Annotated in this window: 19 protein-coding genes and 1 tRNA gene; 10 read left to right on the top strand and 10 right to left on the bottom strand. The window is 35.1% G+C overall.

Features of this window, described 5'->3' with window-relative positions; translation table 11 throughout:
* The first annotated feature begins 72 nt into the window (after positions 1–72).
* The 9 genes from BM084_RS14575 (at position 73) to BM084_RS14615 (ending at position 11,359) form a co-directional block, all read left to right on the top strand.
* Positions 73–303 (top strand): hypothetical protein, encoded by a 231-nt coding sequence (locus BM084_RS14575; RefSeq protein WP_093305719.1) that lies wholly within the window; start codon positions 73–75, stop codon positions 301–303.
* 39 nt (positions 304–342) lie between these two features.
* A complete protein-coding gene (locus BM084_RS14580; RefSeq protein WP_093305722.1) occupies positions 343–1,890 on the top strand; it encodes a type I restriction-modification system subunit M in 1,548 nt (515 codons plus the stop codon).
* Positions 1,887–3,152 (top strand): restriction endonuclease subunit S, encoded by a 1,266-nt coding sequence (locus tag BM084_RS14585; protein ID WP_093305724.1) that lies wholly within the window; start codon positions 1,887–1,889, stop codon positions 3,150–3,152. Before BM084_RS14580 ends, BM084_RS14585 begins: the two co-directional genes overlap by 4 nt.
* 1 nt (position 3,153) lies before the next feature.
* Positions 3,154–4,314, top strand: coding sequence for an AAA family ATPase (locus BM084_RS14590; RefSeq protein WP_093305726.1), 1,161 nt, complete (start codon positions 3,154–3,156; stop codon positions 4,312–4,314).
* Entirely contained in the window at positions 4,301–7,408 is a 3,108-nt protein-coding gene (locus BM084_RS14595) for a type I restriction endonuclease subunit R (protein WP_093305728.1), read from the top strand. The genes BM084_RS14590 and BM084_RS14595 overlap by 14 nt, the downstream gene beginning before the upstream one ends.
* Positions 7,409–7,495: 87 nt before the next feature.
* Positions 7,496–8,641, top strand: coding sequence for an AbiH family protein (locus tag BM084_RS14600; RefSeq protein WP_093305730.1), 1,146 nt, complete (start codon positions 7,496–7,498; stop codon positions 8,639–8,641).
* Positions 8,642–9,547, top strand: a complete 906-nt coding sequence (locus tag BM084_RS14605; protein WP_093305732.1) for a DUF5655 domain-containing protein — start codon at positions 8,642–8,644, stop codon at positions 9,545–9,547.
* 16 nt (positions 9,548–9,563) lie between these two features.
* Complete coding sequence (locus BM084_RS14610; protein WP_093305734.1) at positions 9,564–10,781, top strand: phospholipase D-like domain-containing protein; 1,218 nt, start codon at positions 9,564–9,566, stop codon at positions 10,779–10,781.
* A 176-nt stretch (positions 10,782–10,957) separates the two neighbouring features.
* Positions 10,958–11,359 (top strand): hypothetical protein, encoded by a 402-nt coding sequence (locus BM084_RS14615; protein WP_093305736.1) that lies wholly within the window; start codon positions 10,958–10,960, stop codon positions 11,357–11,359.
* 337 nt (positions 11,360–11,696) lie between these two features.
* On the opposite strand, the gene BM084_RS14620 is transcribed toward BM084_RS14615, so the two are convergent.
* The 7 genes from BM084_RS14620 to BM084_RS14650 all read right to left on the bottom strand — a co-directional run bounded on the left by BM084_RS14620 (position 11,697) and on the right by BM084_RS14650 (position 20,084).
* A tRNA-Met gene (locus BM084_RS14620) sits at positions 11,697–11,769 on the bottom strand.
* Positions 11,770–11,822: 53 nt separating this feature from the next.
* On the bottom strand, positions 11,823–12,176 hold the full coding sequence (locus tag BM084_RS14625; RefSeq protein WP_093305738.1) for a SpoIIAA family protein: 354 nt from the start codon (positions 12,174–12,176) through the stop codon (positions 11,823–11,825).
* 81 nt (positions 12,177–12,257) lie between these two features.
* Entirely contained in the window at positions 12,258–12,440 is a 183-nt protein-coding gene (locus BM084_RS14630; RefSeq protein WP_093305740.1) for a CPXCG motif-containing cysteine-rich protein, read from the bottom strand.
* A gap of 3 nt (positions 12,441–12,443) precedes the next feature.
* Entirely contained in the window at positions 12,444–13,778 is a 1,335-nt protein-coding gene (locus tag BM084_RS14635; protein ID WP_093305742.1) for a TolC family protein, read from the bottom strand.
* Positions 13,762–16,968 carry an efflux RND transporter permease subunit gene (locus BM084_RS14640; protein WP_093305744.1) on the bottom strand — a complete coding sequence of 1,069 codons (3,207 nt, stop codon included), beginning with the start codon at positions 16,966–16,968 and terminating at the stop codon, positions 13,762–13,764. The genes BM084_RS14635 and BM084_RS14640 overlap by 17 nt, the downstream gene beginning before the upstream one ends.
* Positions 16,965–18,107: an efflux RND transporter periplasmic adaptor subunit gene (locus BM084_RS14645; RefSeq protein WP_093305746.1), complete on the bottom strand. Its 1,143-nt coding sequence runs from the start codon at positions 18,105–18,107 to the stop codon at positions 16,965–16,967. The genes BM084_RS14640 and BM084_RS14645 overlap by 4 nt, the downstream gene beginning before the upstream one ends.
* A gap of 60 nt (positions 18,108–18,167) precedes the next feature.
* Positions 18,168–20,084, bottom strand: coding sequence for an ABC-F family ATP-binding cassette domain-containing protein (locus BM084_RS14650; RefSeq protein ID WP_093305748.1), 1,917 nt, complete (start codon positions 20,082–20,084; stop codon positions 18,168–18,170).
* Positions 20,085–20,191: 107 nt separating this feature from the next.
* Here BM084_RS14650 and BM084_RS14655 point away from each other — a divergent pair, with 107 nt between their 5' ends.
* Positions 20,192–20,578: a DUF983 domain-containing protein gene (locus BM084_RS14655; RefSeq protein WP_093305750.1), complete on the top strand. Its 387-nt coding sequence runs from the start codon at positions 20,192–20,194 to the stop codon at positions 20,576–20,578.
* Here the strand turns inward: BM084_RS14655 and BM084_RS14660 are convergent.
* The 3 genes from BM084_RS14660 to porM all read right to left on the bottom strand — a co-directional run bounded on the left by BM084_RS14660 (position 20,575) and on the right by porM (position 24,181).
* On the bottom strand, positions 20,575–21,630 hold the full coding sequence (locus BM084_RS14660) for an NAD(P)/FAD-dependent oxidoreductase (RefSeq protein WP_093305752.1): 1,056 nt from the start codon (positions 21,628–21,630) through the stop codon (positions 20,575–20,577). The two genes, BM084_RS14655 and BM084_RS14660, sit on opposite strands and share 4 nt — an antisense overlap.
* Positions 21,631–21,729: 99 nt before the next feature.
* Positions 21,730–22,623: a type IX secretion system ring subunit PorN/GldN gene (gene porN, locus BM084_RS14665; RefSeq protein ID WP_075325741.1), complete on the bottom strand. Its 894-nt coding sequence runs from the start codon at positions 22,621–22,623 to the stop codon at positions 21,730–21,732.
* Positions 22,624–22,636: 13 nt separating this feature from the next.
* Positions 22,637–24,181 (bottom strand): type IX secretion system motor protein PorM/GldM, encoded by a 1,545-nt coding sequence (porM, locus tag BM084_RS14670; RefSeq protein ID WP_075325740.1) that lies wholly within the window; start codon positions 24,179–24,181, stop codon positions 22,637–22,639.
* Positions 24,182–24,193: the final 12 nt, after the last annotated feature.

Genomic DNA, 24,193 nt, shown 5'->3' on the forward strand with positions numbered 1-24,193 from the left:
GTTGGCATTGCATTACCCAATTTTTAGTGAAGATTGTAATGCTTTTTAATTTTAAAAGACTCCAATATTATAATGTACAAAAAAGAACTGCCGGATAAAGTTGCCAGTCTACTCTGCCTTTCGGCTATCAGAAAAAACGCAATACTAAAATTAGGGCTTTCAATTAATAACATACCTTACGGAATACCTCTCAATAATAGCTTTTTAAGCTTTCCTTCTGGAGTGGAAATTTTAATTCCAATGCTTTGCTATGTGTTATTTAAAACTGATACATTAAACTATAAAGCCATTATTGACTCATAAGCTTATTCAAAAAATAATAAATAAACAATTAAAAAATAAATGACAAGTACAGCACAAAGAGCCGAATTACAGAGCCAAATTTGGAGAATTGCCAATGATGTTCGGGGTTCGGTAGATGGATGGGATTTTAAACATTTTGTTTTAGGAACCCTTTTCTATCGATTCATCAGTGAAAACTTCATTATTTACATTGAAGGTGGCGATGAGAGCATAGATTATGCAAACCTATCTGATGAAGTAATTACAGCAGAAATAAAAGAAGATGCGGTAAAAACAAAAGGCTATTTTATTTACCCAAGCCAGCTTTTTGTAAATGTGGTTAAAGATGCTAATAGCAATGAAAACTTAAATACAGATTTAGCCGCTATTTTCTCTGCTATTGAAAGTTCTGCCAACGGTTATCCTTCCGAAGAAGATATCAAAGGCCTGTTTGCAGATTTTGACACTACAAGTAGCCGACTTGGTAGTACGGTTGAAAGTAAAAACAGCCGACTAGCTAAAGTCTTAAAAGGAGTGGCCGGTTTAAAATTTGGAAGTTTTGAAGATAATAAAATTGACCTGTTTGGTGATGCTTATGAGTTTCTAATTTCCAACTATGCAGCCAATGCGGGTAAATCTGGAGGTGAGTTTTTCACTCCCCAAAATGTATCTAATCTGATTGCGCAATTGGCATTGCACAAACAAGAAACGGTTAATAAAATTTACGATCCAGCGGTGGGTTCCGGTTCTTTGCTTCTACAGGCCAGGCCACATTTTAAAAAGCACATTATTCAAGAAGGTTTTTATGGCCAGGAAATCAATTACACCACCTACAACCTGGCACGTATGAATATGTTTTTACACAACATCAACTACGATAAATTTCATTTAGTACACGGTGATACCTTAATACATCCGGAGTTGGGAGATGAAAAACCTTTTGACGCCATTGTATCAAATCCCCCATACTCAGTTAAATGGGTTGGAGACAACGACCCTACTTTAATTAATGACGATCGTTTTGCCCCTGCAGGTGTACTTGCTCCTAAATCTAAGGCAGATTTTGCTTTCGTAATGCACGCCTTAAGTTATTTGTCGAGTAAAGGTAGAGCGGCTTTAGTTTGCTTTCCAGGTATTTTTTACCGTGGCGGTGCGGAGCAAAAAATAAGAAAGTACCTGGTGGATAACAACTTTGTAGAAACGGTGATCTCTTTAGCACCTAACTTGTTTTTTGGGACTTCTATAGCGGTAAACATTTTAGTGCTTTCAAAGAGCAAAACTGATACTAAAACGCAATTTATAGATGTAAGCGGGGAAGATTTTTTTAAAAAGGAAACCAATAACAATGTGTTGCTAGATTCGCATATCGACGAGATTATCAAAATGTTCGATAATAAAGAAGAAGTTCTCCACGTAGCCACGACTATCGATAATAATAGAATTTCAGAAAATGACTATAACCTATCGGTAAGTTCTTATGTAGAACCTAAAGACACACGAGAGGAAATAGATATAAAGGTTCTGAATAAAGAAGTTGCTCAAACCGTAAAAAAAATAGATAACCTTCGTACTGAGATTGATACCATTGTAAAAGAGATTGAAGGATGAATTATTTAGAAAAATTATTAGAAGGGGTTGAAGTTGAGTGGAAAGAAATTAATAATATTTCTGAAATATACGGAGGTCTGAAAGGAAAAAGTAAAGAAGATTTCACAGATGGCAATGCTAAATATGTGTCATATAAGAATATTTTCTATAACATCGAAGTTGATTTTGAAAGACTTGAAACTGTAAAGGTTGCGTCAGATGAAAACCAATATGAAGTAAAATATGGAGATGTAATTTTTACTGGTTCATCAGAAACAGCTAATGAAGCAGGAATGTCTTCTGCTGTTACTAATAAATCGGACATTAAGGTATATCTAAATAGTTTTTCTTTTGGACTAAGGTTTAATTCAGATATTGAACTTTTACCTGAATTTTCAAAATATTTATTTAGAAGTCATTTTATGCGTAAGGCAATAGCGAAAACAGCAAATGGCGTTACTCGTTTTAATATTTCAAAAAAAAGATTTAAAAAACTTCAAATTCCAATCCCTACCCTAGAAATTCAACAAAAATTAGTTGATATTCTCGATTCGTTTACAAAACATACGACAGAGCTTAGAACAGAGCTTAGAACAGAGCTTACCGGACGTAAACAGCAGTTCACCTATTATCGAGAACAGTTATTAAGTTTTGATAAAGAAGAAGTCCTACATTTACCATTGGGTGATGAAAATATTGGTGAATTTATTCGCGGTAAACGATTTGTAAAAACTGATATTCTTGAAGAAGGAGTTCCTGCAATTCATTACGGTGAGATGTATACCCACTATGGTACTTGGGCAAATCAAACAAAATCTTATGTCAGTAGAGAATTAGTAGATCGGAAAAAGTTAAGGCTTGCTGAAAAAGGAAATGTTATTATAGTCGCAGCTGGTGAAACTATTGAAGATATAGGTCAAGGAACAGCTTGGTTAGGTGATGAAGGAGTAGTCATCCACGATGCTTGCTTTTATTACAAAAGTGATTTAAATCCTAAATATGTAGCTTATTTCACGCGTACAAGACAATTTCACGATCAAATTAAGAAACATATCCGAACAGGTAAAATTTCTGCAATCAATGCAAAAGGGTTGGGCCAAGCAATAATACCTATACCTTCACCCGAAGAACAAGAACGCATAGTTTCCATCCTAGATAAATTTGATAAGCTTACTATTTCGATTAGTGATGGTTTACCAAAAGAAATAGAATTAAGGCATAAACAGTACGAGTATTACCGCACCTTGTTATTAGACTTTCCTAAAGCAAATGTAGATATATAATATGAGCCAATCCTTAGAGCAAATAGCCCAAAAACTTAAAGACAGTCCAAAGAAGGTCCAGTTAATTTATGCCTTTAATGGAATAGGTAAAACAAGGTTGTCCCGTAAATTTAGATTATTAGTAGACCCAAAGGAAACAGCAGAGGAGGAAGAAGAACAAGAAGATACCCGTATTAAAGTAATGTATTATAATGCATTTACAGAAGATCTTTTCTATTGGGATAATGATTTAGATGCAGACACAAATAGAAGGCTAATTATACGGCCTAATAATTTTACAAATTTAGTTTTGCAGTTCCTCAAGGATCAAGATTTAGATGGTAATATAGCGTCTAATCTCCAGCATTATACAAATAAATACCTTACACCATATTTCAACGATAATTATTCAGAAGTTTCTTTCTCAATTGAACGAGGGGGTGATGATACCTTGAATAACATTAAAATATCTAAAGGGGAGGAAAGTAACTTTATATGGTGTGTTTTCTTTAGTCTTTTAGAACAAATTGTTGATATATTAAATATTGCAGAAATTGAAGATCGCTCCACAAGCCAGTTCAACAATTTAGAATATATTTTTATAGATGACCCAATTAGTTCATTAGATGAAAATCATTTAATTGAGCTTGCTGTAAACTTAGCTGAATTAATTAAAAAATCTAACGGATTAAAATTTATAGTTTCAACACATAATCCTCTTTTCTATAATGTATTGTATAATGAGCTTGGTTTAAAGAAGAAGAAAGGAGCTTTTATGTTAAGTAAAAACGAAGATGGCACTATTAATTTAGATGATAAATATGGAGATTCCAACAAAAGCTTTTCCTACCATCTTTATTTAAAGGAGACAATTGAAGAAGCAATTCAATCAAACACTATTGAGAAGTATCATTTTATGTTGCTTCGTAATTTATATGAAAAAACAGCTAATTTTTTAGGTTATCCGGAATGGAAAAGGTTGTTACCAGAGGACAGACAATTATATTATAATAGAATAATTCAGTTTACAAGTCACTCTACCTTATCTAATGAAACTGTACCTGAGCCAACTAATCCTGAGAAAAACACTGTAAAGTTATTACTTGAACATTTGGTTGATAGTAAATATTGGAAAGAAGAAGTAGAACCGTCAGCAATGGAAACAGAAAATGTCACAGTATAAACCCATAGCAGAATCAAAAAACTTTATTGTTTTAGATAAGTATAAAAAGTTTTCAGAACTTAATGAACCGCAGGTTAGCTATCAAACAGAGGCAGATTTAGAAAAAGAACTTATCGAGGACCTAAAAAATCAAGGTTACGAGGTACTTCCGCAGCTTAATCAGGAACGTATGCTGGCAAATGTTCGGGTTCAATTGCAAAACCTGAACAATATGCAATTTACGAATAATGAATGGCAGCGTTTTTTAGTAGAATACTTAGATAAACCCAGCGATAATAGTATTGATAAAACAAGAAAGGTACACGACGACTATATCTTCGATTTTGTATTTGACGATGGGCATATTCAAAATATTTACCTGGTAGATAAACAGAATATGACGCGTAATAAGGTTCAAGTGGTTTCTCAATTTGAGCAAAAAGGAACACACGCCAATCGTTATGATGTCACGATTTTAGTCAATGGTTTACCCTTTGTACAAATTGAACTTAAAAAAAGGGGTATTGCCATTCGTGAAGCCTTTAACCAGGTACACCGTTATACCAAAGAAAGTTTTAATACTACAAATTCACTGTTTAAATACTTACAGCTTTTTGTAATTTCAAACGGTACAGATACCCGATACTTTGCAAATACCGTAGAGCGAAATAAAAACAGTTTCGACTTTACAATGAATTGGGCAAAATCTGACAATTCACTCATCAAGGATTTAAAAGATTTTACAGCTACTTTTTTTGAGAAAAATACCTTACTCAATATTTTGCTTAATTATTCGGTGTTCGATATAAGTAATACTTTACTTATAATGCGTCCTTATCAAATTGCTGCAACTGAAAGAATTTTATGGAAAATCAAAAGTAGTTATGAAACTAAAAAATGGGCAACTACAGAAAGTGGCGGTTATGTTTGGCATACCACAGGCTCAGGTAAAACCCTTACCAGTTTTAAAGCTGCAAGGCTTGCAACAGAATTAGATTTTATAGATAAAGTATTGTTTGTTGTAGATCGTAAAGATTTAGACTTTCAAACAATGAAGGAGTATCAACGCTTTTCTCCAGATAGTGTAAACGGTTCAGAAAATACTGCCGGGTTAAAAAGAAATATTGAGAAAGAGGATAATAAGATTATAGTTACTACTATTCAAAAATTGAATAACCTCATTAAAAGCGAAAATAATTTAGCCTTATACCAGAAGCAAGTCGTTTTTATTTTTGATGAAGCACATAGATCACAATTTGGAGAAGCTCAAAAAAACTTACAGAAGAAGTTTAAAAAGTACTATCAATTTGGGTTTACCGGCACCCCAATTTTTCCTGAAAATGCTCTAGGTGCAGAAACGACGGCAAGTGTATTCGGGAGGGAGTTGCATTCCTACGTAATTACCGATGCAATTCGTGATGAAAAAGTATTAAAATTCAAGGTAGATTATAATGATGTTCGTCCTCAATTTAAAGGGATAGAATCAGAACAGGATTTAGAAAAGTTAAGTGCAGCAGAAAACAAAAAGGCATTATTACATCCTACAAGAATCAAAGAAATATCACAGTATATTTTAAACAATTTCAGGCAAAAAACCCATAGAACTAAAGGGGGCAGCAATAGCGGTTTTAATGCAATGTTTGCGGTAAGCAGTATCGATGCAGCAAAGTCCTATTACGAAATGATAAATGAGTTGCAAAAAGACAGTGATAAACCTTTAAAAATAGCAACTATTTTTTCTTTTGCAGCCAATGAAGAACAAAATGCAATAGGTGAAATTCAGGACGAAACCTTCGAGCCTGCTGCAATGGATATGAGTGGAAAGGAATTCTTAACCAAAGCTATTGGTGATTATAACCAAATGTTTAAAACCAGTTTTGGAGTAGATAGCAAAGAATTTCAAAACTATTATCGTGATTTAGCCAAAAGGGTGAAGAATCAGGATATCGACTTCTTAATCGTAGTAGGGATGTTTTTAACCGGTTTTGATGCTCCTACGCTTAATACCTTATTCGTTGATAAGAACCTGCGTTACCACGGCTTAATGCAAGCCTTTTCACGTACCAATCGTATTTACGATGCAACAAAAACTTTTGGAAATATTGTAACCTTTAGAGATTTAGAAAAAGCTACGGTAGATGCAATTACGCTATTTGGAGATAGCAAAACAAAAAATGTGGTTTTAGAGAAAAGCTATAAAGAATATTTAGAAGGGTTTGAAGACATAGCCACAGGGAAAGCGCGACGCGGTTACATAGAAATTGTAAACGAGTTGAATGAAAAGTTTCCGAATCCTGATCAATTAGAAACGGAAAAGCAGAAAAAAGAATTTTCTAAACTTTTTGGAGAATATTTACGTGTAGAAAACATTTTACAGAATTATGATGAATTTACACATCTTAAAGAACTTCAAAAAATAGATAAAAATGACACAGAGGCTATCGAAGAGTTTAAGGAGGAGAATTTCTTAAGTGATGCAGATATTAAAAAAATGCAAGGCCTTGAAGTGCTGGAAGAACGAACCGTACAAGACTATCGCTCTACCTATAACGATATTCGCGATTGGCTAAGAAGAGAAAAACAAGGTAAGGAAGCTGAAGAATCTAATATCGATTGGGATGATGTAGTTTTTGAAATAGACTTACTAAAATCACAGGAAATCAACTTAGACTATATTCTTGAATTGATTTTTGAGAATAATAAGAAAACAAAAAGTAAAGCAGACTTAGTTGAGGAAATAAGACGTGTGATTCGTGCTAGTATTGGGAATAGAGCAAAAGAAAGCTTAGTCGTAGATTTCATAAATTCAACCGACCTGGATGCAATAGAAGACAAGTCTAGTATTATAGATGCTTTTTTTGCATTTGCTCAAAAGAAACAAAAGAAAGAAGCAGAAGAATTAATAGAGGACGATAACTTAAATGAAGAAGCAGCTAAGCGCTATATGCTATCTTCACTAAAACGCGAATACGCCAGTGAAAACGGTACAGAATTAAATTCGATTTTACCAAAGATGAGTCCCTTGAACCCTCAGTATCTAACCAAAAAACAAACTGTATTTCAAAAAATATCGGCTTTCGTAGAAAAGTTTAAAGGTGTTGGGGGCAAAATATAACTCCATCAATAAACTACTTTGCTAAAAATGGTTATGAACTTTAGGGTAAATAAAGGAGGGAATAAGAATAGTTGAAAATTCTTAATTATGAAAAAAGAAGCTACAAAATTTAATAGGCTTGTACTAGTTGGGAATGGTTTTGACCTTGCACTTGGATTAAATACAGGGTACAATGATTTTGTACTTTGGTTATTGAAAAAGTATTTTTTTCTAACTTTAAATAATAGTGAAGTTGTAACCCGTGACAGAAGAAGCTTCAATGGTGGTTACCTTAACAATGATACTTTTGAGATAGGAATTCGGCAAAATTATTCTAATGTTTCTTATGAAGTTGAAATATCTAAAATTGAATCAATTAAAGATATAAAGCACTTATGGGAAAGATATGATATCGAATATAAAATTAAATCGAAATTCCTTAATCTAATCATTAAACATAGCGATGATTTAGGTTGGGTTGATATCGAGTCATTATTTTATCTGGAGCTTAAAAACTGCATTAACAATAAACAAGAAGATATAAACCGTCTTAATCATGAGTTAGATTTTTTATCTAAGGAACTTGAATTACACCTATATGAAGTTGATGATTTACCAGATGGATGGCAGAAATTTGGCGCTACTGTTTGCAGTCAACTATCCCGAGAAATTGGGAAGGATGAATTAGAGGATGAAAGTTTGTTAAGTGAAGATAAATTACCAGATATTCTCTATTTTCTTAATTTTAATTATACTAAGTCTTTGTTTAATTTAACCCGCGACATTAGAACTTGGAATCATCTAAAAGAAATCAATCCAGAATGGAATCCCATTCACGGACAAATTAGAAATAAAAATGCACCTATTGTATTTGGTTTTGGAGATGAGAGTGATAAAGATTACCAAAGAATAGAAAATCTAAATAAAAATACTTTTTTTGAACATATCAAATCGTTTAAATATTCTCAAACTAAAAATTACCAGCATTTAATTAAATTCCTTGATTCTGCTAATTTTCAGGTTTTTATTTACGGCCATTCTTGCGGTCTTTCAGACAGAACAATGCTAAAGGAAATTTTCGAACATAAAAACTGCAAATCTATTAAGATATTTTATTACAAAAGACCTGATGGATCTGACGATTTTTTAGAAAAAACAATGGAGATTTCAAGACATTTTTCAGATAAAGCCTTAATGCGCCGGAAGGTTGTAAATAAAGAGTTATGCCACCCAATCCCTCAAAACTATTTCTAAATGCAGTTATTTTTAAATTCCGCCTCTCAAGTATTGACTAGTATAAAAGAAAAGCCTTTTAAACTGGAGCGTGAAATTCAGATTCTATTTGAGTCAAATCTGAAGGAGTTAATGGAGTTAGTTTTGGTGAAATCTGAGTTCTCTATAAAAAATAAACGTATAGACACTTTAGCCTTTGACCCTGAGACAAAAGCCTTCATTATTATTGAATACAAACGAAGTAAGAATATTAGTGTCGTAGATCAGGGCTTTACTTATCTCAGTCTTATGCTAGAGAACAAAGCTGATTTCATAGTTGAATATAATGAAGCCCTACAAGCGAATCTTAAAAGAAAAGAGGTAGACTGGTCTCAGACTAGAGTTGCTTTTGTTTCTACCGGTTTTACCGAAAACCAAACTACAGCTACTAATTTTAAAGATATAGCAATAGAACTTTGGGAAATAAAACGCTATGAAAACAATTTGATAAGTATCAATCAAATTAAGAAAAGTAAATCGGCAGAAAGCATCAAACCACTAACAGAAAAAAGCCAAACGCTTAAATCCGTTTCAGAGGAAATAAAGGTTTACACTGAGGAAGATCACTTAGGAAATAAGCCTCAGGAAATAGTTGAACTATACGAAAGTTATAGACAATCTATTTTAAACCTTGCTGATGATATAGAAATTGAACCCAAAAAGCTTTATATAGCATTTAAGAAAGGAAAAAATATCAGCGATATAGTTGTGCTTCACAAAAGCTTAAAAATCTTTATAAACTTACCCAAGGGAAAATTAGACGATCCAAAAAAATTAATGAGGGATATTTCAGAAAAAGGACATTGGGGCAACGGTGATTATGAGGTAAATGTAAAAGACGATAAACATTTAGAGTATATAATGAGTTTGATCAAGCAAACTTTGTAGAATAAAACAAAATAGAATGGCAAAATATCTAGATACTTCCCAAATTTCTAGTGAATTAATGCAGTTGCTCAAAGAGGCAAGGGAAAAAATTATTTTAGTAACATTTTCACTACAAGTAAACGAGCAAATCCAAGAAAGGTTAAGAACAAAAAGTAAACTTGGAACATTATCGGAAATAACCATAATTTATGGAAACACGCAGCTAAAAGAAAAGGAATTAAAATGGATGGAAGATATAGATGATCTGAAAGTTTTTCAGAAAAAAAACCTTCATGCTAAGTGCTATATTAATGAAAACAAAGCGATTATATCCTCAATGAATCTTTATGACTATAGTCAGGCTAAAAATATAGAAATGGGCTTTCTTATTGAGCGAGATGAGGATAACGAAGCTTACGAAAAAATGATGGAGGATATAAATGACTTGAAAATCAATGGAGATAGAAAAAAATTAGATGAACTGGAGGAAATAGGTAAGGGAGATTTGGAAAATAATAAAGCAACCAAAAATGAAAAGTCTCACGCTAAACAACCAATTAGATTAAGTTATTTACAGCAAATCCAGAAGTTTTTGTTAGAGGATTTTCGAAAACAATTTTCACATGAAATCAAGCAAAAATCTGAATCAATACTTTCAGATGAAGATATCGTTAATATAGTTACAAGTCAGAATATTTCGGTATCAGGTCTTGTAAACATATTACGGAATAGAAAAAAAGCCGATCAATTATCTCACCATATAATAGATATAATGAATTGGTCTCAAAGCTATACAGTTGGAGAAATAATAGATACAAGATATCAAAATGACCAATTCAGTTACGATCAAATAAAAATGAAGACTTTAGGGGAGAATCTTACCCGGTGGTATGATACTAAACAAGAACTTCCCCAAAGGGGTGAAACTGTAGCCGTGACTTTGAATAAAAATTGGTTTAACGACTATTTTATATTAGAAGAATCAAAAGAGGAAGATTCCAAAGGAGAAACAAAAATAATTGATTTTTCCAATTCAGTGTACCGTTCGACTAAAGAACTATCGGAAATCACCTCCCTAAGTAGTAGGGAGATTAATTCAATTTTAGTGGATAACAAACTGATGGAGAAGGAAGGTAATGATTGGTACGCTACCAAAAAAGGAAATAGCTATGGTGCTTTACAGAAAGAAGGGAGGTATGGGAAGTTTATACTATGGCCAGAAGAAATTGTGGATTTAATGAGTTTGCTTAATTAGATAAAAAAGCTAAAAGAACAATAGTACTTATTTTACGTTTTAAAGTTGTAATAAGATTTCCTAAAAGCTTTGAAAAATAATTTATTGGATAGGAATTTAAAAGGAAGTTGTATGAAATAAATTAATTAGAATCACCAGAGAATCAAAATTTATAAATATTTTAAAATTTTATTTAAATGGGTTGGATAGGAGAGCTTCGTGATTTGATTTCCTGGATTGGAAGCCGGAAAAAAAAAGAGCAAAAGATCGCAAATAGAAAAGTATCTTCTATTTCAGCTCCAAAAGTTTATAACGATTTTCAATTATATCCGAATAAACATAAATATCGAGATTATAAGGTGAAATGGCATTGTGATTTTATGAAATTGGATAGCTCTTTAGTTTTTAACCAAGTTCATTTAAACAGTAGTGGTGTCAATATTCATTCAAAAGTTTCATTAGATAATTATCCCGAGCTTAAAAATGAAAAAGAAGGAAAAAAGTACATAATAACTGGTATTATAGAAAAAACAGAAAAGGACGGTATTTATTTAAGTAAATTAATAGAACTCAAAGAAGATACATTTTTTATTATTTAAGGAAGAGATTATATCAAATCAACTGAGAAACTAAGACTAGTAATAACAAAAAATGTCCTTAAAAAGGCTTTAATGCCTGACCGTGAACGGTCATTAAACCATATCTGTCCATAAGATTTAAGAAGAACACCACCACATTCATAAACCAGTTTTTCAATATATGTAAAACCTTAGACCAAAATTGGTCAAAGGCATAGAAAAATATTTAACAATGCTAGATGAAAGCATTTGAGGTCAATTAAGAATTTGCTTTTGAATATGGGGTAATTCTGTACCTATTCTGTACCCAGTAAAAAAAGAAAGGCTTCACATTTCTGTGAAGCCTTGTCTTTGCTAGTAGCGGGAACTGGACTCGAACCAGTGACCTTCGGGTTATGAGCCCGACGAGCTACCTACTGCTCTATCCCGCGATATCGACTGCAAATATACAGTCATTTTTTGTTTCTCCAAAGCTTTTTTTCAATTAAATCATTACCCAATTCATAGCTTTCATTCGCTCCTTTTTTTTAAAGGCTTCTACATCTGCCGGAACAATAAAATCTTTTATTTTCATAGATTTCTTAAACATCTTATCATCAGTAACAATAGCTATTTTTTTTAGATCTTCAGGATGTGAAAAATGAAATTTTACTGCCTTAAAAAAACCTCCCAGTGAGATTCCTTCATCAGATTCGTCCTCTAAATAAAGACATATTGGCCTTATTTTTTCTAAACGATTTTCTATTTTTGAAAGGATCTCTTTCATTTTTTTGTGATCAATTTCTTCCTTAATCATAAAACCGACAACATGATCGGCAAACTCAAAAGTTTTTTCCATTGGGTTATAGAATGGTTAGTATATTCCGTAAGTTAAAAAAAGAAAATGAATTTGGAAGTAGATAGAAAGTAATTTAGAAGCTTACTGTTCAATATTCACGGCCTCATAAGATGTTAATTCTCCATTCTCAAAAGAGACACGTATTTCTATAGGGTTACAGCAATTCTCGCAGTCTTCAATATAGGTTTGACTTCTAACCGATGGATCTAGAAGTACAGAGATTTCTTCCCAGCAATAGGGACATTGAAAAAAGTGTTCAAACATAAATTACAATTCAATATTCAACAATTGGCCGGTGAGCTGTAGCAACTCCAATTCAGCAATCTTTGCATCATATTTTGCGAGATTAAGACTCGTTCTTGCATCCAGTAAATTCACCTGGGCCTGTCTAAATTCAATAGAAGTAATTCTTCCAAGATTAAATTGTTCCTGGGAACGCTCAAAATTATCCTGGTTTGTAGCCACGTTTTCTTCCTGAACCCTTAAAATATATAACCGGTTTTCATAATTTCCCAGAGCATTAGCAATATCCCTTCTAATTCCCAGGGCTACCTGTTTCTTTTGCAACTCCTGGTTCTCGTGGGTTATTTTAGCATTCTGAATTTGCACAGAAGTAGTACCACCATCAAAAAGATTCCAGGTTAAACTTACACCTCCCGAAATACCATCGGTAGTTTGGCGGCTCCCGGGAAAGAACGCTGTTGCTGCACTTCTATTAAAATTCCACCCATAAGAGCCGTTAAGATCTATAGTAGGCAAATAACCCGATTTGCTAATTTTAATATCGTATTCTGTAATAGCCAAATTTCTATCCAGCTGAAGCAAGGAAACGTTATTAGCTTCGGCTTCATCAATATAGGCTTCCATTTGTAATTTTGGAATAAAAGTAACCGTGGTATCTACCTCAAAATCCTTGTTCATTATTTGTCTATCTACCAAAACATTTAAATCTCGTTTGGTATTATCCAGTTGTTGACGGGTTTGCAGCAGGTTCACACTATCGTTATTTACATCTACCCTGGCATTAAGCACCGCCAGGTTATTACTCTGCCCGTAATCGAACTGGTATTGTGCCCTGGTTACACGCTCTTTTGAAGTTTCCAGAACATCTTTTAATACTTCAACATTCTCGCTTAGGCGTGCAATTTCATAGTAAACGGTTAATAACTGAAGCATAGTATTTTCTATGGTTTCCCGGGCCTGAAGTTTAGATAAATCGTATTGTTCTTTTAAACTTTTGTAGTTGTAAAACCTACCCAAACCATCAAACAAAGTGTAATCTAAATTTATAGATGCATTATAAGAATTGCTTTCTATGCCTTGTTGATCTAGGGGTTCACCTTCTTCGGGTTCAGTAAGCCTGTTGTTAAGATCGTAACCGGCACCTGCTCGCCCAGTTACCGATGGTAAATAGCCAGAATTAAGGATTCCCTGATTGTTTTCGGAGATTTCCACATCGTTATTAGCCATTTTAATACCGTAATTACGCTCCAACGCGAGTGCTATAGCTTCTTCCTTGGTTAAGACATTTTCTTCCTGGGCAACCATACTACCCATACAAAAAATAGCGACCACAAGTATTAAATTAACCAATCTCCCCATGTGCTTTTTCTTCTTTTTGTTCTTTAATAGCTCTTTCTACTTCTTCATGCGTCACTCTGTTTCCGCTGGCGAGCCATTTTCCACTCACTTTAATATTATTACTGATAGATAGAAGTAATGGTAAAAGCAGTAAGGTTAGTACCGTAGCGATAGCGATTCCATAAGAAATAGAAATTGCCATTGGTTTTAAGAATTGCGCCTGCCTGCTTTTTTCAAGGAGTAATGGCGCCATTCCCGCAATAGTGGTAAGCGAGGTTAGAAAAATAGCCCTAAATCTTGCCCGGCCGGCTTCGTAAAGTGCATCGTTAAACTTCATCCCGTCTCGCAGGTTTCCGTTAAATTTACTTATAAGCACCAGCCCATCATTCACCATAATTCCTACTAAAGCAATAATTCCTAAAGCGGAAAGTACATTTACCGGGAAATCGTGAATCCAGTGTCCCCAGGCAACCCCAATAATACTAAAAGGAATCATTATCATTAATAATAATGGCTGGCTGTAACTTCTAAAAGTAAAAGCGATTACCGCATAAATAAGGAATAACACCACCGGTAATACTCCCTTAGCGGAATCGGTTAGCTTGTTGGCTTCCCTGTTTTGCCCTTCATAAGAAACCGATAAACTGGGATATTTTGCAAGCAAATCGGGCATTACGTTACTTCTGATGTCTGCTAGAATTTCGGTAGAACTTCCGTTGGGATCTTCCATATCTGCACTCACCCTAATTTCCCGAAGTCCGTCCAAATGGCTTATAGATTCGGTACCGCGCACAATATCATAATTTGCAATTTCATTAAACGGTACACGCGCGCCATCTGGTGTTGTTAATCGCATATCGTCTAGATCGTTAATAGAAGACCGATTCTCAAGATCGTAACGAACCCAAACCCTAATCTCATCCTGGCCCCGCTGAAAACGCTGTACCGGAGTTCCAAAAAAACCGTTTCTCACCTGGCGCATCACTTCACTAAGATCCAGGCCAAGAGCATAGGCGCTTTCTTTCAGTTTAATATTAATCTCTTTGATACCTTGCGGATCGTTATCCTTAACATCTTTTAAAAGCGCATTATTTTCAAAATTATCCTTTAGTTCTTCTTTTGCAGCCTCCAGTTCCTGGAGGTTATTCCCCAGTAAAGACACCGAAACCGGATCTCCTCCAAAATTACCACCAGAGCCAAAAGTAAGATTCTCTACACCAAAAACAGGTCCTACTTCATCCCTTATAGCATTTGTAATTTCTGGCGATCCAATATCTCTTTCTTCTCCGGGCAGTAAATTTACCTGCAGAGAAGCTTTATTATTTCCGGGGCCAACTCTTTTTATAGTATTTTCTACAACTTGTTTATTTCCGCTTTGGCGACTGCTAAAATCTTCATTTACGCGCCAGGCAGCTGCTTCAACCATAGAAATAATAGAGTCTGTTTTTTCGGGATTCACTCCTTCAGCCATTAAAAGATCTATACTCACCCTGTCACTGGCAATACTTGGGAATAGGGTTATCCTAATCCAGTTGCCACCAATTGCGCCAATGGTTAGAATTAAAACAGCAACCAAAATTCCTAAAGAAAGCATTTGTTGTTTAAGTACAAATTTTAATACGGGGCTATAAGATTTATCTCTTAAATAGCTCATAACCTTATCCCCGGTGCGGTTTACTACCCGCATCTTAACAAAGAACTTAGCCAGGCCGGTTTTCTTGTTATCTTCTTCAACATTTCTGGCTTGTAATGCTTTTGAATGAGCAATGTGGGCCGGTAAGATAATAAGTGCTTCTACCAATGAAACCACTAAAGTAAGAATGACCACTGTGGAAACTTCGCCAAAAAATTCACCAATTCTACTGTCTAAAAATAAGAATGTTGAAAAAGCTAAAACCGTAGTTAAAATAGCTGAAATTATGGGAGGAATAACTTCCATTGTACCATCTAAAGCAGCCTGAACGGGAGTTTTCCCCATTTCATAATGCTGATAAATGTTTTCACCAATTACAATCCCATCATCTACCAGGATCCCAATTACGATAATCATCCCGAATAAAGAAAGGACGTTTATAGTTACTCCAAACTGACCAGCAAATATAAACATCCCCAAAAACGCAATGGGAAGCCCAAAAGCCACCCAAAATGCCAGCCTTGTATTTAGAAAAATCGACAAGAACAATAACACGAGAAATATTCCCATTGCCCCATTTTCTAGCAGGAGCTGGGTTCTTTGCCCTAATGTAATAGAAGAATCTGATACTACATCCAGGCGAATATTACTGCTTTTCGTATTATAATCTTTTACGTATTCTTTTACCTTTTTTGCAGCCGATAAAAGGTCTTCATTATTGGTATTGCTTATCGCTACATTTACAGCAATATTGCCGTTGAAATATGAAGAGTTAGAAGTTTCACCAAATTGATCCCTAACTTCGGCCACATCGCTTAAGCGGGTAGTTTGACCGGTAGCTGAAGATCTTATAACCAAATCGTTTAAAGCATCGGCATAATAACTACGGCTGTTTGCTCTTATTAAATAATCTTCTGCTTCGGTTTTAATAGTTCCGCCGGTACTTAAGATATTTGCTGCGCCAACGGTTCTGGCAACTTCTTCAAAAGTTAGGTTATAAGCTAAAAGATCGTCCTGGCTCACTGCAATTTCAATTTCTTCTTCAGGAAATCCAGAAATTTCTATTTGCGAAATTCCGTCAAGCTGCCTTAGATCGTTCTCTACTTGCTCGCTAATACGTTTCAGCGTTACCAGCGGCACGCCATCGCCGCTAATAGCAAAACTAATAGATGGGCGCACTCTTTCTTCTTTAGAAACCACTAAAGGCTCCATTCCGCCAGGAAAAGTAGGAACGCGGTCTACCGCGTTTTTTACTTCGGTGAGCATAACATCTATATCTTCGTCCTGCTCTATTTCTACTGTAATTGAACCGCCACTCTCCCGTGCTGTAGAAGTCACTCGTTCTATACCCACCAGGCCTTTAAGGTTATCTTCAATTTTGAGAATAATCCCTTCTTCAATCTCCTCTGGAGCTGAACCCGGATAATTTACACTAATATTGATGATGCGTGATTCTTCTAAAGGAAAAAAGGAAGAATTTAAGCTGAATACACCTACGAGGCCAAAAATTACAAAAGCGAGGATTACCACATTAACGGCTACCTCATATTTTATAAAATAACTAATTAATTTTCTCAAAATTCCTCGGCTTTAGCAGTGTCTTTCTCTTCCTGTATTTGCACTTTCATTCCAGGATGGGCGCCGGGAACAGGGGCCGAAACAAGCTTATCGCCATCTTCAAGGCCTTTTATCACCACTTTATTGCTGGAAAAATAAACAGGATTAATTTCTTCTAAAACCATCACGCTATCTTTTACCACGTAAACTTTTGACCGGTCTACCAACAATTCCCTGGCAATCTCAATGGCATTATCCTCATCACGAGCATCTAATTTTGCTTCCAGGTACATTCCTTCCCGAATATCGGGATCTTCAATTCTTATAAAAACCTGGATGGTTTGTGAAGCTCGGTCTACCCTGGCATTTATCCTGCTTACGGTACCTGTGTATGTCTGATTCCCGTCAAGATCCTGGAGCGCTACATTTTCTCCGATTTTTAATAAATCTGAAAACTTTTTCCCAACAGCAACTTCAAGTTCGTAAACCGAAGGATCTATAAATTCGCCAAGTTTCTGGCCGGGTCTTACCAAAGTTCCCGGGTTTACGGAAGCTTCAGTTAAAACTCCATTAAATGGGGCAACTATATTGAATTTTCTAAGGCGTTCTTCCAGGTTCTTTATCTCGTAATAAGCCGATTGGATTCCGCGGCCGGTAATAAAATATTTTTCTTTATCTGAATCTGCCTCAGGCAAAGGTTTGGTTGTACTGTTTACATCAAAATTATTCAGGTAATCCTGCCATTTCTGAAAAGAATCTGGATAATCCATTCTAAGATCGGGCATAATGGAAGTGATATTATTGAATAATTCACTTTTAGCCGAACGCACACTTGCAGCATATTCTTCTGAATTAATACTTAATAGCACCTGGCCTTTATTATAACGTTGCCCGGGTCTAAAATCTTTACTGCTGTACTGGAAAATTCCTTCTACTTCAGAAAAAAGCTCCATTTTTTTAAGCGCGGTAACATTACCATTGGCGGGAACTATTATGGGAACCCTTCGGTTTTCAACAGTTTCTACAAATACATTTTTTACCACTTTGGTAGTCTCGGGAACTTCTTTCACATTACTATCAATAATTGCTTTTGCACCAAAAACTGCTAAAACAATAAGTAATACTCCAAGTATAGAAAGTATAATTTTGCGTTTATCCATGTGTGTAAGACACCTATTTGCCCAATTGGTTTAATTTAAACTTGAAATTATAAGAATTGTTTATGCTAAACTATCCAGGCTTTCCTGAATTTCTTCCCATTCTTTCATAAGAGAGTTTAGCTCTTTTTTCTTTGTTTTATACTTCTCCAAATATCCTGGCTTCGCTGCAACTTCATCGTAATTTGTAGCTAATTCCATATCACGCGTTTCGAGTTCTTTTTCTAACTTAGTGATTTTAGATTCGGTATTGCTCAACCTGTTTTTTAAAGATTTTACTTTTTTCTGATCTTTGTAGGCTTTTTTGTTGTTAGAACCGGCATCTTTTTGAACTTTCGCCGCCTTATCTCTTTTTTCAACACTACGCATATCTTCCAGTTTACGCTGCTCTAAAAAGTAATTAATATCACCCAGATATTCCTTTATTTTGGTATGCTTAAACTCATAAACTTTATTAGAAAGTCCTTGAAGAAAATCCCTGTCGTGAGAAACAATTATTAAAGTTCCCTCAAACCTGTTCAACGCTTCCTTTAATACGTTCTTGGATTTAATATCAAGGTGGTTGGTAGGCTCATCCATTATAAGAACGTTGAAGGGCTGTAGCATAAGCTTACAAAGCGCCAAACGGTTTCTTTCCCCTCCTGAAAGCACTTTCACCTTCTTAGATACTTCATCTCCTCTAAAGAGAAATGAACCCAACATATCACGAACCTTACTTCTATTCTTTTCATTGGCAGAATCAATCATAATATCCAATACGGTTTTCTCACCGTCCAGGTAATCGGCTTGATTTTGCGCAAAATATCCTAACTGAACATTGTGACCCAGTTTTAAATTTCCTTCGTAAGAAATTTCATCAATAATAATTTTAGCAAGCGTGGTTTTCCCCTGCCCGTTTTGTCCCACAAAAGCAATTTTACTTCCACGTTCTATTAAAAGGTCAATATTCTTTAAAACCTGATTATTACCATAAGCTTTGCCAATCCCCTCTGCTTCTATAACCACTTTCCCAGGTTGAATAGAAATAGGGAAACTCACATTCATCACCGCATTATCATCCTCATCTACCTCAATCCGATCTATTTTATCAAGTTTTTTGATAAGCGACTGTGCCATAGAAGCTTTTGAAGCTTTTGCCCGAAATTTATCGATAAGCTTTTCGGTTTGCTCAATTTCACGTTGCTGATTCTTTTGTGCGGCCAGTTGTTGCTCTCTTAATTCCTCTCTAAGCACCAGGTATTTTGAATACGGCTTATTGAAATCGTAAATCTGGCCAAGCGAAATTTCTATGGTTCTATTGGTAACATTATCCAGGAACATTTTATCGTGAGAAACAATAATCACACAACCTGAATAGTTATTAAGGAAATTCTCCAACCAGATAATACTTTCAATATCCAGGTGGTTGGTAGGCTCATCCAGCAACAGAATATCGTTATTTTGAAGTAAAAGTTTTGCGAGTTCAATTCGCATTCTCCAACCTCCCGAAAAAGTTTCGGTAAGTTTACCAAATTGTTCCCGCTGAAAACCGAGTCCAAGTAACACCTTTTCGGTATCACCTTCGTAATTATACCCGCCAATTATTTCGTAGGTATGTGTAATCTCACTTAAATCCTGAATAAGTTGGGTGTAAGATTCACTTTCGTAATCGGTTCTGGTTGCTAATTGATGGTTAATTTCATCAATTTGCTTTTCAAGTTTCTTTATTTCAACAAAAGCTTGTTGCGCTTCTTCTAAAACACTGCGACCCTGTTCAAAATCTATATCCTGCTTTAAAAAACCAATATTCAGTTCTTTATCACGCGCAATCTGCCCACCATCATATTCCTGCTCGCCGGCAAGAATTTTAAGCATTGTAGATTTTCCGGCACCATTCTTTCCTATTAAACCAACGCGATCTCCCGCGCCCAGTCTAAAGGTTATTTCTTCAAAAAGATATTCTCCGCCAAAGGAAACAGAGAGATTATGAATATTTAGCATTTGTTGATTTTATTTTTGCAAATATGCCTAAATTTACAACGTGAAAAAAATATGTTTACTCCCAATCTAAAGCCACAACGAAACTTATAACCCCTTGATTATCAATTATGGAATTTTTAAAAGGAACCAAGCTTTACAGTATACTTACAGGAACCTGCCCTGTTTGCCACGAAGAGAGTATGTATGTTGAAAGCAATCCTTATAAATTAGGACGTATTTTTGAAATGCACGAGCACTGTTCTAACTGCGGAACAAAATATAAAATAGAGCCTTCTTTCTTCTTTGGAGCTATGTATGTAAGCTATGCGGTAGGCATCGCATTTTCTGTAGCAGCATTTGTAATTGCGTATTTCTTTTTTGGAGGTGGATTAATGACCTCTTTTTGGGCCATAATAGGAACGCTTGTAGTATTTATGCCAATAATTATAAGGCTTTCCAGAAATATCTGGATTAATTTCTTTCTTAACTACAAACCCAATGCGGGAAAACGCTAAGCCTTATAATGTTTCTTATTGAATCTTTGTAAATCTATTTCCTGCGGAAGCTGAACATTTTCTTCAATAAACCTGATTAATTGTTCTGAAACCATGGGGGAAATAAGCACGCCTCTGCTTCCAAATCCGTTGCAGCAATACAGGTTTTTATATTTGGGATGCCTTCCTAACATTGGTTTGCGGTCTTTGCTGGCAGGTCTAATTCCCGCCGACTGGTCTACAACTTCAAACTTACAGGTAATTAACTTTTTAATTTTATTTTCCAGGTCTTCCCGTGCAGTTTTACTGGGTTGTGGATCTGTATCCTTGTTGTTATAAGTAGCGCCAACTTTATATAAATTATTCCCTAGCGGAATAATAAAAACCGAAGATTTTACTGCTTCTTCCAGTTTTAATTCTTCTGAATAAATAGTGATATATTCTCCTTTATTTCCGCGTAGCGGAAGGTAATTAAAGAAAGGATTATGTTGCATCCCAAATCCTTCACAAAAAACGATTTGTTTGGCTGAAACTCCATTATAGTTAACGGAATCTTCATTAACCTGAAGCGCCGAATAATCAAATCTTTCAAATTGAATTTTGTTATTATTTTTTAAATAATTTCGGTATTCTTTTATGAGCACATCGGTATCAATAACCCCGGTTTGGCGAACCCTCCCAAAAGAAAATTCTGAAGGAATATTGGGATTTATCTCTTTAACCAGGTTTGTATCTAAATATTCTGAAAGTAAAGGTTTATCGGCTGCTTCAAACCAATTGTTCTGCTCTTCGGCTGAAAAGAATTTTCTATAAATTTCTACAGGATAAACTATCTTAGCCTGTAATTTTGCCTCTAATTCCTTATAAAAAGGAATCGCGATTTTCATTTGTTCATTTGCATTCCAGGCCAGGGTAAAACGTTTAAGAATTACCGGGTTAAAAAGCCCACCGGCAACCAGGGAAGATTTTTGAGAATTATCTTCAAAAACTACAAATTTCTTATTTCTGTCTTCCAGCCTTTGACTTATTGCAATTCCGCTTAGGCCTAAACCAACTACTATATAATCTAACATAGTTTAAAATTAAAAATTTATAGTTAACCTCCCTATTGAAAATGAAAAAGCGTCCCATAAGGAACGCTTTTCTAATAAATTTTTAAGCTTTTAAAGGAATTAGTAATTCCACATATCCAGCTCAAAGTTTCTTATTTGTTCTTTAATACGCTGGGCCTCTAAAAGTTCCATAAACGCATTATCTACAATGTATTCATCAATTTCACGATCTCCATAGACATTATCTTCTTTATAGATCATCCCATCAAATCTTCTGGAATTGAGTAAATGATCAAAGGTGACGGTTTGCGCAGAACTACTACCGGTAAAGGCTTTATTATCATGCAAAACCTGCCTGGCATCGGGAAACCAAACCCAAAATAATTCTACCAGATCGGTTTGACCAGAATCTATAAAATTTACATCGGGAGCTACGGGAGCAATACCGAGAATTCTATACTTCAATTCTGCCTGGCGCTTATCAAAATACCACATTCCACGAATATGATATTCTGCGATATCAGCGGCACTTAAATCCCGTCTATCTATAAATTGTTCCTCAACCTGTTCCCCGGCATTATACTGCTCAATTCCAAGATCTGTAGTATCTACTTTAGATAAGGTTGCTTCAATATCCTTAAGGGTTCTCTTTTCTTTAAAGTAAGAATCGGCATAAATATTTTGAATTTTACCACTTTTAATAGCAGAAACCAAAACATCGTACAAGGCCCTACGGTTATTCCCAATATTATTAGTATCTATTGGGTAATACAATGGGAAATTAACCCTTTCATCAAGATCTATTTTTTCCCATACGTTTTTAGACCATAATACATCACGATCTTCAATGTATCCATATTCAAGTGGTTTATCATTTATATCACTTTGAATCTGGGCTTCGGTTTTCCTGCCAATATCTTCAGGGTCTTTAGCGTTTAAAATATTCGCCTGCCCAAAAGATGTTATTGTGAAAGAAAACACCAAAGCATTCAATAAAAATCCTCTCCAATTCATCTTCTAAATTTTATTAATTTGTTAACTCTATAACAACTGGAGAAACTTTCTTCAGTTTATATCCAGAGTTACCAGAGATACCCGCTTGAATATCAAAAATTTGCACAGATTCTCCTCGTCCTGCTCTTCTTAGAGCAGCTTTTGCTCTATCGTCTAACCTACTACCATTAACCTGAATAGTTGGTTGTCCCGGTACTTTAAAACTAAATCCTGTTACGTTTAGATCAAGATTGAAATCGAAATCTGGAAGTGTTGCCCCAATAGTAGAAACTTCTAAACTATTACGTTGCATTTGCACCGATCCATCTTCTCCCCTAACCGTACCTGCCGGTCTTGGAATATCTTTAATTCTAAATGTTTTACTATCTGAAACGGTTTCTCCACCGGGAAGCTTACCGCTTACATTAATTGCTACTTCTCTAGCCTGTAAATTAGTAACGTTCATCACGTATTGTCCCGCACCACCAGCTGGTGAAAGTCCTGGAGCCTGAGCACTAATACTACCAACACCAGGAATAGAAATCGTCATTGGGTTTTGAACCCCACGATAAAGTACATTCATTTTATCGGCAGAAATAACTGCTGAATTAGGCTTTGGAATAACAGCATAAGAACTATTAATAGGGATTCTCACAATTGAGTCACCTTCTTTAAACTGAAGCTCTCCGTTAATTTCTTTTTCACCTACATTACCTGCAGGGAAGTCTAACATAACCTGTCCCGCCTGTGTGCTTTCTACCTTATTGCCGTTTATAGTAACATTTTCAAACTTTAAAGTAGGATCTACACGACCTAAAACTACTTTACCTTTAAAGTTTTCACCACTAAAAAAGGCAGTTTTGTCTGGCACTACTATGGCCTGATAATTAGTTAAGGAAACGTCACTTTGCAATTGCCCTTCAAGCATTGAAGACAAAATATCGTTTTCTGTTGTTCTAACATCAGATTGTATCTGAGTTAATTTTGTAAGAGAAGCAATTAACGGAAATCCCTGATAGTTATACATCAACCAGGGTTGAGTTACATTCTCGTTATTAGTTACTTCTTCCGTAGAAAAATCGTTAGCTACTTTACTTCTAATCTGCGGAAAACCATCTCCCAGAATATTAAGTACTTCATTTCTATAATTATCTATTGCAGCCACAAATTCTTCTCCCCTGGGAGTTACTCTACCACTTGCAAAAAACAAGTTATTTAGTTTATCTGCGCGATCCATAGACTCATAATTGGTCCTTTCCTCACCTTCATAATCGGCTAATAATTCATCTTTAAGATTACCTACCGTATTGTATAAATTATCTGAAAGCACACCAATTTGTTCGGCTTTAGCTTTTAATTCTTCATATTTTGCAGGTTGTTCTTCGGCTTTGGCGGCTAAACCGGCCATTGCCATATCGTTACGTTGAGATGTAGTAGCATTAGATTCCTCAAGGTCTTCATTCATTTGACCAAAGGCTGTCAATACTTCCTTAGACATATTTAGTGCCATCATTGCGATGAACACCAGATACATCAGGTTAATCATCTTCTGTCTTGGGGTTTGTTTTCCAGACGCCATGTGCTAATTAGT

The organism is Salegentibacter agarivorans (assembly GCF_900113135.1).
Classification (GTDB): Bacteria; Bacteroidota; Bacteroidia; order Flavobacteriales; family Flavobacteriaceae; genus Salegentibacter; species Salegentibacter agarivorans.